This is a genomic window from Abditibacteriota bacterium, from assembly GCA_017552965.1.
Lineage (GTDB): Bacteria > Armatimonadota > UBA5829 > UBA5829 > UBA5829 > RGIG7931.
Map to the genome: position 1 here is coordinate 12,053 of JAFZNQ010000062.1, position 15,493 is coordinate 27,545.

The window sequence follows — 15,493 nt, forward strand, 5'->3', positions numbered from 1 at the left end:
TGTATATCACATCACGAGGAAATACGATCATGATCATCACTCTGCTGGCAGCCGCTATGCTGCTTGTGTGCGCCGCCCGGGCTTTTGCAAAGCCCCTGTATATAGGCGGCGGCGAAAAGGGCTGGGAGGGCTGGCAAAAGGACCCCTGCTGGTCCCTGACCGACATGAAAAGAGGCGGCAACAAATACGCCTCCTTCCCCCACTTTGAAAGCACCGAGGAGGGCATGGGCTCTCTCAGGTCTCCGGAATTCGTTGTAGAGGGCACCCATCTCACCGCCAACTGCGGCGGCTGGGAGGGCTCGGCGGTGCACCCCAGCGCCTTTACCCTCCGCAGAGCCTCCGACGGAAAGGTCCTGAGGCAGTATCTCCCCGGCAACGTGGGCAACGATATGAGCATCATCAGGTGGAGCGTGGCGGAGCTGAAGGGCGAAAGAGTGTATTTTGAGGCCCGGGACTCCTACGGCGCCGAGGGCTACGCCTGGCTGCAGCTGGCTGCGGTGTATCTCACCTCGGAGGGGGAGACGGACAACGGCATCTTTTATACCCCCCTGGCCGCAGACGAAGGGACAGGCCGCTGGACCGTAAAGGAGGGCTGCCTCACCTATGAGGGGCGCGCAGCCGGAGAAGACTGCCGCATCACCTCTCCCGCCTTTCCCGCAGCGGACACCCTCAGGCTCACGGTAAAGGGCTTTGACGGAAAGGGCTCCGCAGAGGAGGACGAGTTCAAGTTCTCCAGCGGCTTCAACGCCTGGTATGACAAAAAGGGTCTGGCGGGCACCGTGCAGATAGAGGTTTTCGAAGCGGAGACCGGACGGCTGGCGGGCAGGATTGGCGCCCCCGATTCCGACGATCCCGTTTCCGTAGATATAGACACCTCCTCCCTCAGAGGCAGGGACCTCCGCGTATCCGTCACGGACTCCGGCGAAGAATACTGGATCGGCCTCTGCAAAATAGAGGCGGGAGAGTATACCATAGATTTCACATCGGACTCCCTCGAGGGCTGGGAGATCCCCGAAGCGCCGGAGCAGCTCTCGGATCAGGCCGGCATCCCCTTCAGAACAGCCTCTCAGCCCGCAGTGCTGGGAACAAAGACCTTCACCTGCGGCTTCAAAACGGACGCCCTGTATATACTGGGCCTGGACCACTGCGAGGACGCCTGGAGCTGGCTGGGGGACAAAATGGGCGATATCACCCTGCGCTACGCCGACGGCAGCAGAGTCTCCTACCCTGTGGTGCTGGGGGAAAGCTGCTGGTGGGGCAAGAAGTTCAGGATATATATCCAGCCCTTTGACCACGGCCAATACGCTCCCCTGTTCAGGGACACAGTCAATCTGTATCCCCAGGGCCCCTCGGAAAGCGGGACCTACGTGAGCGTCATCAAGCCCGATCCGGACAAGGTCCTGGAAGCCGTCACCGTGGAAAACGACCCCGGGACTGCGGCCCACTTCAACGTCTACGGCATAACCGCCGCCAATGGGGAGAAGGGCTTAAGGGGGCTGGTCCACAGCGGGGAATTCGCCGCCTTTGCCAAGAACCGCCCTCTCAGGAGCGAACAGGACGGCCCTGCGCCTGCCAACGTGGAAAAGCTGGCGGACGTGATGTATGCCACCACGAATTCCTTCCCCAAGGACTTTGTCATAGAAAGACCCAAGGACTACCGGGGCCCCATAGTGGAATTTGAGGGAGACAGCTGGGCCCGGCTCATGAGCAACGTGTTCAGCCACAACGCTCTGGATATGTCCAAAAAGGTCACCGACGACGGCGTGTATCACACCTCTACCTACGGAGCCCCCTGGTACGGCTACGACGGCGTGGGGCTCTTTACCGACAACCCGGACCCCGCCGTAAGCAGGAACCACGCGGGCCACTACTTCGACGAGGGCTGGAGCCGGGACGAAGGCAGGTGCCTCATGGAGCTGGTTTATCTGGGCTATTACGACAAGGCCCGGGACTGCGCCGGCTTCACCTTTGACTGCGCCCGCAGCTGGCAGAGACACCCGGAGATCACCGTGGCGGGGAGCCCCCTGCCCCCTCACGTAGCCCGCATCCTGCAGGTCAACATGGTTTACGAGGGAGGCGGCTGCTTTGAGAACGACGGCCACGGACAGGTGGCCTCCTGGATATACAATATGTGGAAGCGTATGACCCACGAGGAAAGAAAGGAGTGGGAAAAGGCCAACTGGCAGGACGTCAAATACCTGGGCGACTGGCCCCAGTGGCAGCTGGACCACCCGGAGGTAAGCCGGGCAAAGGACGGCAACCTGTGGTCGGACTCCGAGGGCTCCGGCTGGGATATCACCACCGGCTGGTCCATATTCTGCGACCTGGCCCAGGTGGAGGGGCTCATAGGCCTCAGCGAGATCGCCGCCTCGGCGGGGCACCCGGAGGAAGCCCGGGCCTGGCTCACCACGGCGGAGGGGCTGAAGGAGGCCATAGAGCGAAACTACGTCACAGACGACCCCGCCTACGGCAGGGTGTGGACCATGAAATACGCCGGCTTCGGCGGCAGCTCCACCCTGGCCCCCATACTGTTCTCCACGGACCGCACGGGCTTTGACATACGGAAGAGCTATCCCGAGTGGGCTCAGATGAACAGGGCTGCCTGGCAGCGCACCCTGGACCATTTCCGCCCCAACGCCTTCGGCTACGGACAGGGCTATATGCTCATCAGCACCCTGATGTATGACGAGATGGAAAAGGCGGAGGAGCTCCTGAGGGTCTCGGGCAGGTGCCTCTACAATCCCACCTACGAGCCCTATATAGTGCCGGAAAACGTGATCTACACCGAAGACTTTTCCAGGACCGCCCGCATGGGCGACCTGGGCAACTGCGTGCAGCAGGCCGAGATGGTGAAGGCCCTGCGCATCATGGGCGGCGTGGACGACAACGACCAGGAGCATATCAGGCTCATGCCCCGGCTCCCCAAGGGGTGGACCGGCATCAGAGTGGAGGATATGCCAGTGGTGTGGAGCGACCGGGGCAGGATCACCCGGTCAAAGATCAGCTATACCTTCCGCCGCAGCGGCGGCAAGGGCGAGCTGGAGATAAAGTTTGAAGGCAAGGCCCCCGCTCTGGACATCAGACTGGGCGCCTTTGACGAGCCCGTAGAGAGCATCACCGTCAACGGCCAGCCTGCGGAGTTCACCGAGACACAGTCCGGAGACAGCCGCTGGGCCCGAGTGGAATACAAATAAGCATATACTAAAGAGCCGGAAAGCCCCGGGGGCTTTCCGGCTCTTTTCTGCCCGGATATGTGCTATAATAAAGATAGCACTACACATCCGACAAAGGAAACCACATGTCTTCATACGCACTGACCATAGCCGCGGCAGACTCTGCCGACGAAGCCAAGCGCAGCGCAGACATAGTCTGCTCCGGCTCCCATGATGAGACACAGATCAACGAGGCTCTGGCCTCTCTGGAACACCGCTCCGGCAAGGTATATTTCCGAAGCGGCACCTACAACATAGATGCGCTGACACCGCACCCCACGGCGGGCCTGGGCGGCGTCTGCATCACCGGCGCCGACGCCCACAGGGCCATCTCTTTGGAGGGAGAAAATCAGACCTGGTTTGCGAATTTTCCCTCCTATGACATCAGCGGAGGCGTCATATTCAACGTGACGGACAAGGCCCTCGCGGGCGCAGACGAAGCTGTCCCCGTGTCGGGCCTCATTGCATTTCCGGACAATGAAGGCAGAGAGCCCTTTCCCGGCAGGGTCGTCTCCGTCACCAATATAGCTCTGCGGCTGCCCACCAATCAGCGCCCCAACACCTGCGGCGTCAACCTGCACCACGTCAGCGGCCTGACCCTTGCCAACGTGTTTGTCACCACGGCGGATCCCTTTGACAGCATGCAGCTGCCGGCTCCGGGCACCCGGGGCATCTACGGCCTCTCGGGGAGCAAGATATGCGAATACCGCCTCACCTTGTGCATCGTCCGGGGCTTTGAGCGGGGCTTTGACCTGCCCGGAGAGCACATAGTGGCCGACGGCTGCTACGCCACCTACTGCAAATATCCCTACTATCTGGCCGGCGACGGCACCTACACCTATCACACCTCTGTGTTTTTGAAGTGCGGCCATGAGGACTGTTTGTACGGCCCCTATTTCGGGGAGTTCGCCAGAGAGGGCTCTCTCTACGAATTCATAGCCTACGACTCCGAGTTCAGCGTCGGGGCTCTGTTCAGTCAGAGGGGAGGAGCCATAGAGGCCCGGCCCGGCTTCAGCCGGGGACACGTGAGCCACACGGCCACCCTGGAAGGCGTGGGTATCAGGCCCTGCCCCTTCTGGGAAAAGGGCAGCGGCTCGGGCTTCGTCACCCGGCAGAGCCTCGAAGGGATGGGCGGCGCTCAGCCCGACCTGAACTCCACTCCCTGGCTCAACGAGATACACCGGGGCATCGTCACGGACACAGTCCGCGAAAACACCCTGTCCGCCTTCCGTCTGACGGGCGAGCTGGGCTACAAATATCTGGAGTGCGACCTGCGGACCACCCGGGACGGCGTGCCCGTCATGAGCCACGACGACACCATACCGGACGCGGAGGGCCGGCCCTTCACCATATCTCAGCTGACCTATGAAGAGCTGAAGGACTATCCCCTCACCGCCTCCGGAGAAACGGTGCCTTCCTTCGAAGACGCCCTGCGCGCCGTGTATCCCTTCGGCATCACCCTCAACGCGGAGATGAAGACCCGGACGGCAGAGTTTTACCGCAGTGCGGCGGAGCTGGTCATCGAGCAGGGCATGTCCGGCAGGACCGTGTACAATCTCAACACCGCGGACAGGGCCATGGTGGATATGGTGGCGGAGATCGACAAGCGGGCCCGCTTCCTCTTCCCCTACGACCCGGCGACCCTCATGAGCTTTCAGGACCTCTATGAGGACAGGACCCGGGTGTGGATAGTGATCCCCGATCACAGGATCACTCCGGAGATAGCCCGGGAGATACGACGCAGCGGCCATATGTTCATGATATACCACGTCAACGATCCGGCCTATTTTGACTACAGGCCCGACATCATCGAATACCGCACTGACCTGGGAGCCCGGGTGGGCGACCTGATCCGGGACTACCTGGGGAGGGCAGGACGTTGAAGCTGAAGACCCTGCGTCCTGCCATGGGCGTCTTTGCCGCCCTGCTCGCGGTATACCTGTGGGCCGCCGCGCTGGCAGGCTGCTCTCTCAAAGGAAAAGCCTCCGAAGAAGCCTCCCCCGCTGCCCGGTCCGGCAACGGCGCCCTGGTGGTATGCTTTTCCCTGCCCGGGGAACAGCAGGGAGCGGGTATGATCGACAACGGCAACACGGAGGTCGTGGCGGAGATCATAGCCCGGCAGACCGGCGCCGATATATTCCGCATCAATCCGGTCCGCAACAACTACTACGACAAGTCCTATGACGAGCTCAACGAGACAGCCCGCAGGGAAAAAGAGGCGGCAGCCCGTCCCGGATACACCGGCAATCCGGACCTGTCCAAATACGACACGGTCTTCATAGGCTCCCCCGTATGGTGGAACGACTGGCCCATGATCGTGTATTCCTTCTTCGACAAGAATGCCGAAGGCCTGAAGGGCAAGACCCTCGTTCCTTTTTGCACTCACGAGGGGCCGGGGCTTGGGGGCCTGGACTCCGCGCTGCGGGGGGCCTGCCCCGACAGCAAGGTGAAGACAGGCCTGGGGGTAAGGAGCTCCGACGTCCTCAGGGACCCCGGGAAGACAGAACGGACCGTCAGGACCTGGCTGGAGGGGCTGGGCTACTGAGATGACATACAAGAGGAGCATCCTCGACCTGGCCATGATAGCCCTGATGCCCTTGCTGATGGCCTTTGCCCTCACGGGCTTCGGCCTTCACGAGCTGCTGGGCACCATTCTCTTCGTCCTGGTCATCCTGCACAACATCCTCAACAGGAGCTGGTACGCCGCCCTGTTCAGGGGCCGCCTGACTGCCGGGCGAGCCTTCGGCACGGCGGTCAACCTGTGCCTCGTCCTCGCCATGGTCCTGCTGGCCCTCAGCGGCTACACCCTGACGGGACGCCTGAGCCTGCCCCTGCACGCGGCCCGGCGCATTCACCTCATAGTGTCCTACTGGAGCTTCGTCCTCATGTGCCTCCACGCAGGCATCCATCTGCGGGTCCCCTTTGACCGGCTGCGCTCGCAGCGGCCGGCGGCAGCCCGGGGCCTGACGGCGGCCCTGTGCGCCGCTGCCCTCTGGGGCCTGTGGGCCTTTGTGCGGCAGGGCTATCCCGGCTATATGTTCGGCGCCGTGGCCTTTGCCGACTTTGACTTGGGCAGCCCCCTGCGCTTCTTTGGCGAGCTGGCGGGCATCATGGTCCTGTTTATGCTGCTGGGAGCCCTGGGCGCCTGCCTGCCCGGACGAAAGACCACATAAAACAAGGCGCCAATGCGGTCGCATTGGCGCCTGTCTTTTTGAGTATCTACACAGCCAGGTCGCAGGCGTAGGTGCTGCCCTGACGCCACACTATCACGGTGATATGGCTGCCCTTTTTCAGGGACGCGGCTATCCTGTTGAAGGCGTTCACGTCCTTGATCTCGTCGCCGTCTATCTCCAGTATCACGTCGCCGGCCTTGATGCCCGCCTGAGCGGCGGCTCCGCCGTTCAGCAGCTGCTGCACCAGCACGCCTCCCTCAAAGTCTGACGGCAGCTTCAGCTTGTTTCTCACCTCGGGGGTCAGCTCCGCCACCTTCATGCCCAGATCGATCTTGCCTGTGATGGTCTTGTTGTCATCGCCGGAATGCAGCAGGCCCACGGTCACCTTCACAGTCTGCTTTTCGCCCTTGCGGACCAGGTCCACGTTCACCGTGGTGTCCGGCTTGGCAGCCTGTATGGCCCTGCGGAGCTCTATGGCGGAGGTCACCTTTTTGCCGTCAAAGGCGGTGATGACGTCCTCCACCTTGATGCCGGCTCTGCCCGCGGGACTGTCGTCGGTCACGCTGGCCACATAGACTCCCTCGGACACCTTGAGCCTTTCCTTGTGATAAGGGGTCATGTTGGCGGGCGCCAGGCCCAGGAAGCCTCTGACCACCTTGCCCTCCGAGAGCAGCCTTTCCATCACAAATTTGGCCGTGTTGGCAGGGATGGCAAAGCCTATGCCTATGCTGGCGCCGGTGGTGGAAGCGATGGCCGCATTCACCCCGATCACCTGACCGGAGGTGTTGATGAGAGGGCCGCCGGAGTTGCCGGGGTTGATGGTGGCGTCCGTCTGGATGGCGTCCGGATAAAAGGTGCCGGAGTCCCCTTCTCCCACGCTGAATTCCCGGGTCAGACCGCTGACCACGCCTACGGTGACAGTGTTTTCAAAGCCCATGGGGTTGCCTATGGCCATGACCCACTGGCCCACCTTCAGCTTGTCCGAGTCGGCAAAGGCCAGAGGAGTCAGCCCTGTGGCGTCTATCTTCACCAGCGCCAGGTCGGAAAAGCTGTCCAGCAGCACGGTGCCGTCGTATTCCTTGCCGTTGTAGAGCGTCACGGTCACCTTGGACGAGTCCGCCACTACGTGGGCGTTGGTCATGATGTAGCCGTCCTGACGCACCACAAAGCCGGTGCCGGAGCTGACGGTCTTGCGGACCTCCTTCCGGGGGTTGGTAAAGGGAGCGAACAGGTCTCCCAGGCCAAAATCAAAGCCTCCGAAGGGCGAGCCTCCGGCGGACACCGTGGCCTCTCCCTCGGACTGTATCAGCACCGTGGAAGGCGCCGTTTTTTCTGCCAGATCCTCAAACACGGTTTCCATATCCGCCGCGCACAGCACGGCAGAGCAGCACAAAAGTATGAGGACCGCTGTTATCTTTTTCATTTTCTTCTCCTGATCACAATAAAAGAAGCCGTCTCTCAACGGCTTCTGTATGCCACGCAATATAGCTTGTATGTATCCGAGGATACCCCCGACTGCATCAGCAGCCTCTCGCGCATTCTGTATCTCGTCTCGCCGTTTTCCGCCTTTACCGCTGTCAGTCCCGCGCGTCTCAGCGCTATCTCCGGCAGCTCCGCCTCCGGAGAACAGCTCATGGTATATACCGCCCTTCCGGGAGCGCTGCGTCCCGCAGTGATCCCTGCGGACATGGCTCCTGCGCAGGCGGCCGCCAGGGCCACCGCCGCCACCGCGATAAAAGCGGTGGAGTGACGCCGGAAAACCGAGAGGTCAAAGGCATGCCTGTGACGGCATATGCATTTGACGCGTTTCAGCTCCTCCTGCAGTGCTTCGTCATCCTCAAACAGGCCCTTCAGCCTGTTGCAAAACGCTTCGCTGGGCTGCGCCTCTTTGACGTTGGCCACAGCAGCCTTGACGCTCACAAAGGACAGATATTCGTGATAGCACTTATCGCAGTCCACCAGGTGAGTCCTGACTGCGGTCTCGGTCCTGGGGTCCAGCTCTCTGTCTATGTAGGCGTTCAGCAGGTTCTTGACTCTGTGACAATCCATCATGTTACTGCCTCACAATCACACGTTGTCGGGAACATCTTTGTCCAGACCGGCCTTGACCAGCTTTTCCCTGAGCAGCTTTCTGCCTCTGTGGATGCGGCTGCGGACCGTGCCCACGTTGGTCCGGGTGACCTCGGCTATCTCCTCATAGCTCAGGCCCTCGGCGTCTGCCAGCAGCACCATGGTCCTGAAATGCTCGGGCATGGTGTTGACCACTGCCATGACCTTTTCGGAATAATCGTTGCTGATGGCGTTGTCCTCTACGGTCGGCTGATCTTCGTCGGCAAAGTTGTATCTCTCCCCTCCGCTGTCATAAGTGTCGTCATCCACAGACTTCACGGTAAAGCCGGGATTTCTCCGGACCTTGTCTATCTGGATGTTCCTCATTATGGTCAGCAGCCAGTTGTCAAAAGGCTTTTGGGGGTCGTATTTATCGAAGAAACGATAGGCTCTCAGAAAGGCTTCCTGCACCAGATCCTCGGCCTCGTCTCTGTTCTGAAGCGTCATGTTGTAAGCTACTGCAAAGGCCTTGTCACGATAAATCTCTACCAGCTCGGCAAACTGCTGCTGCTTTTCTTTTTCGGTGGCAACAGAGTCAACTCTTCTCATAGAGAGGATGTTTTGATTTGTCATATCAGGACCTCCGTAAGTATTTGCCGCTGCGCGGCGTGTTCTCACTATATTATACGCAGATACGGGGGAAAAAGTTTCTTGTCCCCCGGGAAGGGGCGCAAAAAGGCGTTTTCCGGCTCCGGACAGGAGCCGGGGGCAAAGGGGCGGAGCGGCGGGGCCGCTCCGCCGAGCGGTCATTTGAAGAGGACGCTGATCACTTTGAAGGGCGAGGCCGTCAGGGCCACGGCGCCGCCGGTGACCTCCAGCTCTTCCACAGGTCTTTCCAGCAGGTCGCACAGCCAGGCCTTTTTGAAGCCGAATCCGGGCTTCAGGGTAAAGGCTCCGGAGGTCTCGCAGGATTCGTACATACGTATCACGATGCCGTCTCCGTCCTCCGCCTTCTTGACCGTATCTATGAGCACCGCCGGCGAGGAGGTGACGGCAAAGGACTGCTCCGCCGGCAGCGCGCCCTCATGGACGTCCATATCGTACACCTGCAGAGGGACGTTGAAGCCGTAGGCCTCCCGGACCACGTCGCCCTCCGCATAGTCTCCCCTGTGGGGATACAGGGCGTAGGACCAGGTGTGGACGGCTCTGTCTGCCGCCGTGTCCGGATAGGTGGTGGCCCTCAGCAGGTTCAGGCTGACGGTGTTGCCCAGAGCCCTGTGCCCGTATTTGCAGTCGTTGATGATGCTGACGCCGTAGCTGCGGTCGCTCATATCTATCCACTTGTGGGCGCAGGTCTCAAACCGGGCCGTATCCCAGCTGGTATTGAGATGATTGGGCCGCTTGATGTTGCCGAACTGTATCTCGGACCTGGCGTGGTCCGTGTGCACACTGATCTCCGTCAGGCTCCTGAGCATCTTCATATTTTCCTTCCAGTCCGCCCGGGCGGATATGTCCACCCGCTTGCTGCCCGCAGTGACCGTGATGGTCCTGGTGATGACGGACTCGTTGAAACGGTAGGTCTGCCGGCACACGGCGGTGGGACCGTCGGTATATACGGCGCTCTCCGTCAGCTCGGGATAGTAGGACTTGCGTCTGTCATAGTCGTGATACATATCCCAGGCGTCGTTGGAGTCCTCGTGGACTATGAGCCGGGCCGCTTCGCCGGTGGCGTATCTGCCTGCTTCCTTGTCGTATATGGTCAGGGAGCCCCCGGGGTTCAGCTCCACTCTGACGAGCTCGTTCTCCAGACAGCTGTCGGAGGCGGAGGGAGCGGCGTAGTCGGCGGGCCGGGCCTCCTGGATGCGCCACCCCAGAGCGGGGGCGGACACCCTCAGCCACTCTCCGCCGCGCTTCACCAGAGCGCTCCTGTCAAAGGACAGGGTGTTCACCGCCGCCACCGGCTTTTTGCAGCCGGAGGTGTCTATGCGGGAGCCTATGGAGCGCAGCCTCTCCCGTTTGATGTCGGCCAGACGGCCGTCCATTATCTCGTATCGGGCCCGGGATTCGTCATACACTCTGCCTATGGAGCTGCCGGGCAGTATGTCGTGGAACTGATAGAGCAGGGTCTCCTTCCATATCTCCTCCAGCTCCCCGGCGGGATAGGCCGTCCCGGCCAGGGTCTCGGCCATGACGCCCAGGAGCTCGGCGTCTCTCAGGGAGAGCTCCATCCTGCGGTTCCACTTCTTGTTTCTGGCCTGGGTGGTCAGAGTCCCCTGATGGTATTCCAGATACATTTCCCCGGTCCAGCAGGGCAGCCGGTCCTCCTCGCGGGCCAGCTTGGCAAAGAAGTCCGAGGTGGTCTCCTGCACGATGGGTATCTGCTCCGGCATATTGAGCTGGCGCTTGATCCTCTCCAGGTGCTCCTCGCCGGGACCGCCGCCGCCGTCGCCTATGCCAAACAGCATGAGGGCGTGGGACGACTTGCCCTTTTCATAATAGTTTTCCTCGTTCATCTTGATGGCTCTGGGCATAGCCGAGGACAGATAGTTCTGCTCCGGCAGCATATGGGCCAGCACCCGGCTGCCGTCAAGCCCCTGCCAGACAAAGGACTGATAGGGAAATCTGTTCACAGAGTTCCAGCTCATCTTCTGGGTGGTAAAGTATCTGACCCCCACGCCCCTGAGTATCTGGGGCAGAGCGGCGGAATAGCCGAAGGTGTCCGGCAGGAAGCACACGTCGCAGTATTTGCCGAATTCGTCTCTGAAAAATCTCTGGCCGTACAGGAACTGCCGCACGAAGGATTCGCCGGAGGGCATGTTGCAGTCGGGCTCCACCCACATGGAGCCGTTGGGCTCCCATCTCTTTTCCGCGGCTCTCGCCTTCACTTTGGCATACAGGGCGGGATGCTCCTTCCTGATCCAGTCATAGAGCTGGGCCTGGCTCTGCACGAACTGAAAGTCGGGATAGAGGTCCATGTAGTGGAGCACCGTGGCAAAGGTGCGGGCCCCCTTGCGCTTGGTCTCGCGCACGGGCCACAGCCAGGCCAGGTCCAGATGCGAGTGGCCTATGGCCGACAGGGTCAGGGCAGTGTCGCCGCCTTTGGCTTCCAGACAGGGCTTCAGGGTCTCCCTGGCCCACAGGGCCTCCTCCTCGGTGAACTCGGTCATCCGGGTGGCCACCTCATACAGGGTCTCCCTGATATAGCAGGCCCGGGCTCTGTTCTGAGGCAGCACCCGGCTCAGCTCCTCCAGCACCTCCACGTCATAATACAGGGCCAGCAGCGTGTTGTTGCGGATGGCTATATCCGCCTCCAGTATGGCGCCGTTGTCGTGGACCCGGCCAAACAGGTCGTTGAGACCCGCGTCCATCCACAGGTCCACCGTTTCGCCGCCGGAGGCGGGCAAAAACATGGGATACACCCTCTTGCCGGGCTCCCCGTGGCTCCTGTCAAAATCCGAGGCCTTGTTGGTGATGCCCATCTGAGGGACTCCGTCCCGGTCCACCACGCAGCCCTCGCCGCTCACGTCTATGAGCAGGACCACGTCGCAGCCGGCGGCCTCAGCGGGGACCTGCCCGGTGAAATGAAACCAGCCGCAGTCAAACAGCTTGCCCCAGCTGTCGCCCTTGCGGAGGACCAGTCTTTCTCCCCGGGTCCTCTCCTCAAAGCTCAGGGGCTCCGCGGAACGATAGACCTCTATGCCCAGAGGCTCGCCTACGACCCGGTAGGCCTTTTGGTGCAGTGTATTCAGCAGCTGCCGGTTGGCTCGCTGCATCAGATTTACAGTGGCGGGCATAATGCTCTCCTTGATATACAAACTTGCGGCAGCAAAGGGACTGCCACCTTATTATAGCACACCCGGGCAGAGTTTGCGCAGGCTTTTTGGGCGGAGTGAAGAAGAGAGCTCAATTTGATTTTGACCCTCTGTTTTTGGTATAATTATATATATACCGACGATCGAGAGGTAAGCTTCATTGAATATAGCAGTCTGTATCAAACAAGTCCCCGGGACCACCGAGGTCAGGATCAACCCCGAGACCAACACCCTGGTCAGAGAAGGGGTGGAGACTCAGATCAACCCCTTTGATCTCTACGCTCTGGAAGAGGCGGTGCGGATCAAGGAACAGAGAGCCAAAGAAGGCGCCGAGACCGCGGTGACAGTGGTCACCATGGGGCCTCCCCAGGCGGACTCGGCCCTCCGGGAGGCCATCAGCCTGGGCGCCGACAAGGGCGTCCTGCTCTGCGACCGGGCCTTTGCCGGCGCGGACACCTGGTGCACCTCCTTTGCCCTTTCCCTGGCCTGCAAGAGGCTGGAGGCGGACCTGGTCATCTGCGGCCAGCAGGCCATAGACGGCGACACGGGCCAGGTGGGCCCCGGCATCGCCACCCATCTCTCCTGGGCCCAGGCCAGCTATCTGGCAGAGATCAGGGAGATAGACGACCGCCACATGACGGTCCGGCGCCTGGTGGAGGACGGCTACGAGGTGTGCCGTCTGCAGCTGCCCTGCGTGGTCACGGTGGTCAAGGAGATCAACGAGCCCCGCACTCCTTCCCTGAGGGGCAGGATGGCCAGCAAAAAAGCAGTGTTCGACGTGTGGACCGCTGCGGATCTGCAGGCGGACCCGGACAAGCTGGGTCTGGCAGGCTCCCCCACCCGGGTGGTAAAGATCATGACTCCCCCCTCCAGGACCGGAGGCGACAAATACGAAGGCGACACGGAAGAGCTGGCAGACAAGCTGTTTGACACTCTGTCATCCATGGAGGTGATATAAATGTTAAGGATAGATCCCGAGCTGTGCAAGGGCTGCGGCCTGTGTATCAAGGCCTGTCCCTCGGCTGCCTTGTCCCTGCAGGACAAAAAGGCCGTCGTGGATCAGGACAAGTGCACCCTGTGTTCCTCCTGCGTGTCCGCCTGCCGCTTTGAGGCCATGTCCATAGAGATCTCGAAGCAGGCGGCCGAAGACCTTTCCGCCTACAAGGGCGTATGGGTGTTCGGCGAACAGAGAGGCGGCAGGGTCGCCGAGGTGGTGTTTGAGCTCATAGGAGCCGGCCGCAGGCTGGCAGACAAGAGGGGCTGCAGCCTCAGCGTGGTCCTGCTGGGCGACCGTATGGAGGCCGCTGCCAAAGAGCTGGCGGCATATCCCGTGGACCGGGTGCTGGTATATGACCATCCCCTGCTGAAAGACTATGACGCCGAGCGCTATTCCCGCATCCTCACCGACGCGGTGCGCGCCGAAAAGCCTGAGATCCTGCTGGCGGGAGCCACCACCACCGGCCGTTCCTTCATGAGCGGCGTGGCCATCAGCCTGTACACGGGTCTCACGGCAGACTGCACCGGACTGGAGATCAGCGACGAAGGCCTGCTGCTCCAGACCCGCCCCGCCTACGGCGGCAACATCATGGCCACCATCACCTGCGAATACTCCAGGCCCCAGATGGCCACCGTGCGGCACAAGGTATTTCCCGTCTCTCCCAAGCGGGAGTCCGGCGAGGCGGAGATAGTCTCCATGCCTGTGAGCGAGCCCCTGCTCTCCAGCAGGAGCGAGATACTCGAATTCATAGAAAACGTGGGCGAAACGGTCAATCTGACGGACGCCAACATCATCATATCCGGCGGACGCGGTCTGGGCTCTCCCGAAAACTTTGACATCCTGAAGGAGCTGGCCGGCGAGATAGGAGCCGCCGTGGGGGCCAGCAGAGCCGCCGTTGACGCGGGCTGGATACCCTATCCCCATCAGGTGGGCCAGACCGGCAAGACCGTATGCCCCAAGCTGTATATAGCCTGCGGCATTTCCGGCGCGGTGCAGCACCTGGCGGGCATGTCCTCCTCGGACACCATCATAGCCATCAACAAGGACAAGGACGCTCCCATATTCCAGTATGCCGACTACGGCTTCGTGGGCGACTGCCTGGAGATACTGCCCTTGCTCATCAAGAAGATCAAATCCATGAGAGGCGCCTGATCATGAACACATACCACATCGCTGTATATGCCGGAGACGGCATCGGAATAGAGGTCACCCGGGAAGCCGTCAAGGCCCTGCAGGCCTGTCAGGAAGTATTCGGAGACTTTGCATTTGAATTCACCGAGTTCGACTGGGGCAGCCGTTATTGGAAAAAGACAGGCCGGATCACCCCCGAGGGCTATCTCAGGACTCTGGAGGGCTTTGACTGCATACTGCTGGGCGCCGTGGGCGACCCCGCCAATATCCCCGACAGGATAGCGGTGACCCCCCTCATAGAGATGCGCCAGACCTTTGACCAGTATATAGGCCTCAGGCCCGCCACCCTCATGCCCGGCATCAAAAGCTGCCTGGAGGGCAAGGACTACGGGGATATAGACATCTACTGCGTCCGGGAAAACTCCGAGGGCGAATACATCAATTGCGGCGGCCGCTTCAAGCCCGGCACCGCCGACGAAGTGGCCATACAGACCAACATACACACCCGCAAGGGAGTGGAGCGCATCCTGCGCTACGGCTTCGGCGTGGCGGCCCGGCGGGGCGGCCATCTGACTCTGGCCACCAAGTCCAACGCCCTGAAGTTCGGCATGACCTTCTGGGACGACGTGCTGGAGGAGATAAGGGGAGAATATCCCGGCATCACCGTGGACAAGTGCTACATAGACGCCCTCTGCATGGGACTGGTGCAGAAGCCGGAGTTTTACGACACGGTGGTGGCCTCCAATATGTTCGGCGACATCATCTCCGACCTGGCGGGAGCCGTCACCGGCTCCATAGGCCTGGCCCCCTCGGGCAACGTCAATCCCGAAAAACGGTATCCCTCCATGTTTGAGCCGGTCCACGGATCCGCCCCCGACATAGCCGGCAAAAACATTGCCAATCCCATAGCGGCCATCCGTTCGGGAGCCATGATGCTGGATCACTTCGGTCACAGGGAAGCCTTCAGGCTCATGGAAAACACCGTGGTGGACGTGCTGAAGGAGCGCAGGGTGCTCACCCGGGATATAGGCGGCAGTGCCGGCACCCGGGAAATGGGCGACTACGTGGCGGAAAAGATACTGGCAGCCAGATAACACGGACGCAAAAAGCCGGCAGACC

11 protein-coding genes are annotated in these 15,493 nt (G+C 61.1%); 7 read left to right on the forward strand and 4 right to left on the reverse strand.

From position 1 onward, the window contains the following. Positions 1–29: 29 nt before the first annotated feature. From IK083_05900 to IK083_05915, 4 genes are all read left to right on the forward strand, one after another. Positions 30–3,194 carry a hypothetical protein gene (locus IK083_05900; GenBank protein MBR4749086.1) on the forward strand — a complete coding sequence of 1,055 codons (3,165 nt, stop codon included), beginning with the start codon at positions 30–32 and terminating at the stop codon, positions 3,192–3,194. A gap of 104 nt (positions 3,195–3,298) precedes the next feature. Next, positions 3,299–5,095, forward strand: coding sequence for a hypothetical protein (locus IK083_05905; protein ID MBR4749087.1), 1,797 nt, complete (start codon positions 3,299–3,301; stop codon positions 5,093–5,095). After that, entirely contained in the window at positions 5,092–5,757 is a 666-nt protein-coding gene (locus IK083_05910) for a flavodoxin (GenBank protein MBR4749088.1), read from the forward strand. Before IK083_05905 ends, IK083_05910 begins: the two co-directional genes overlap by 4 nt. Before the next feature lies 1 nt (position 5,758). Continuing rightward, positions 5,759–6,385: a DUF4405 domain-containing protein gene (locus IK083_05915; GenBank protein ID MBR4749089.1), complete on the forward strand. Its 627-nt coding sequence runs from the start codon at positions 5,759–5,761 to the stop codon at positions 6,383–6,385. Positions 6,386–6,431: 46 nt separating this feature from the next. Here the strand turns inward: IK083_05915 and IK083_05920 are convergent, their stop codons facing one another. From IK083_05920 to IK083_05935, 4 genes are all read right to left on the reverse strand, one after another. Beyond that, positions 6,432–7,808, reverse strand: coding sequence for a trypsin-like peptidase domain-containing protein (locus IK083_05920; GenBank protein MBR4749090.1), 1,377 nt, complete (start codon positions 7,806–7,808; stop codon positions 6,432–6,434). 35 nt (positions 7,809–7,843) lie between these two features. After that, entirely contained in the window at positions 7,844–8,437 is a 594-nt protein-coding gene (locus IK083_05925) for a zf-HC2 domain-containing protein (protein ID MBR4749091.1), read from the reverse strand. 15 nt (positions 8,438–8,452) lie between these two features. Further along, complete coding sequence (locus IK083_05930) at positions 8,453–9,067, reverse strand: sigma-70 family RNA polymerase sigma factor (protein MBR4749092.1); 615 nt, start codon at positions 9,065–9,067, stop codon at positions 8,453–8,455. A 173-nt stretch (positions 9,068–9,240) separates the two neighbouring features. Next, positions 9,241–12,228: an alpha-mannosidase gene (locus IK083_05935; GenBank protein MBR4749093.1), complete on the reverse strand. Its 2,988-nt coding sequence runs from the start codon at positions 12,226–12,228 to the stop codon at positions 9,241–9,243. 178 nt (positions 12,229–12,406) lie between these two features. Here IK083_05935 and IK083_05940 point away from each other — a divergent pair, with 178 nt between their 5' ends. Genes IK083_05940 through IK083_05950 form a run of 3 tightly spaced genes read left to right on the forward strand, consistent with a single transcriptional unit; the run spans position 12,407 to position 15,468 of the window. Continuing rightward, entirely contained in the window at positions 12,407–13,204 is a 798-nt protein-coding gene (locus IK083_05940) for an electron transfer flavoprotein subunit beta/FixA family protein (GenBank protein MBR4749094.1), read from the forward strand. Then, complete coding sequence (locus IK083_05945) at positions 13,205–14,395, forward strand: electron transfer flavoprotein subunit alpha (protein ID MBR4749095.1); 1,191 nt, start codon at positions 13,205–13,207, stop codon at positions 14,393–14,395. A 2-nt stretch (positions 14,396–14,397) separates the two neighbouring features. Then, entirely contained in the window at positions 14,398–15,468 is a 1,071-nt protein-coding gene (locus IK083_05950) for a tartrate dehydrogenase (GenBank protein ID MBR4749096.1), read from the forward strand. The last annotated feature ends 25 nt before the right edge of the window (positions 15,469–15,493 follow it).

Bases quoted from the DNA above. Each gene is read 5' to 3' on its own strand.
- IK083_05920 (MBR4749090.1), bottom strand. From the start codon at position 7,808: ATGAAAAAGATAACAGCGGTCCTCATACTTTTGTGCTGCTCTGCCGTG.
- IK083_05935 (MBR4749093.1), bottom strand. From the start codon at position 12,228: ATGCCCGCCACTGTAAATCTGATGCAGCGAGCCAACCGGCAGCTGCTG.
- IK083_05930 (MBR4749092.1), bottom strand. From the start codon at position 9,067: ATGACAAATCAAAACATCCTCTCTATGAGAAGAGTTGACTCTGTTGCC.
- IK083_05945 (MBR4749095.1), top strand. From the start codon at position 13,205: ATGTTAAGGATAGATCCCGAGCTGTGCAAGGGCTGCGGCCTGTGTATC.
- IK083_05925 (MBR4749091.1), bottom strand. From the start codon at position 8,437: ATGATGGATTGTCACAGAGTCAAGAACCTGCTGAACGCCTACATAGAC.
- IK083_05950 (MBR4749096.1), top strand. From the start codon at position 14,398: ATGAACACATACCACATCGCTGTATATGCCGGAGACGGCATCGGAATA.
- IK083_05900 (MBR4749086.1), top strand. From the start codon at position 30: ATGATCATCACTCTGCTGGCAGCCGCTATGCTGCTTGTGTGCGCCGCC.
- IK083_05915 (MBR4749089.1), top strand. From the start codon at position 5,759: ATGACATACAAGAGGAGCATCCTCGACCTGGCCATGATAGCCCTGATG.
- IK083_05905 (MBR4749087.1), top strand. From the start codon at position 3,299: ATGTCTTCATACGCACTGACCATAGCCGCGGCAGACTCTGCCGACGAA.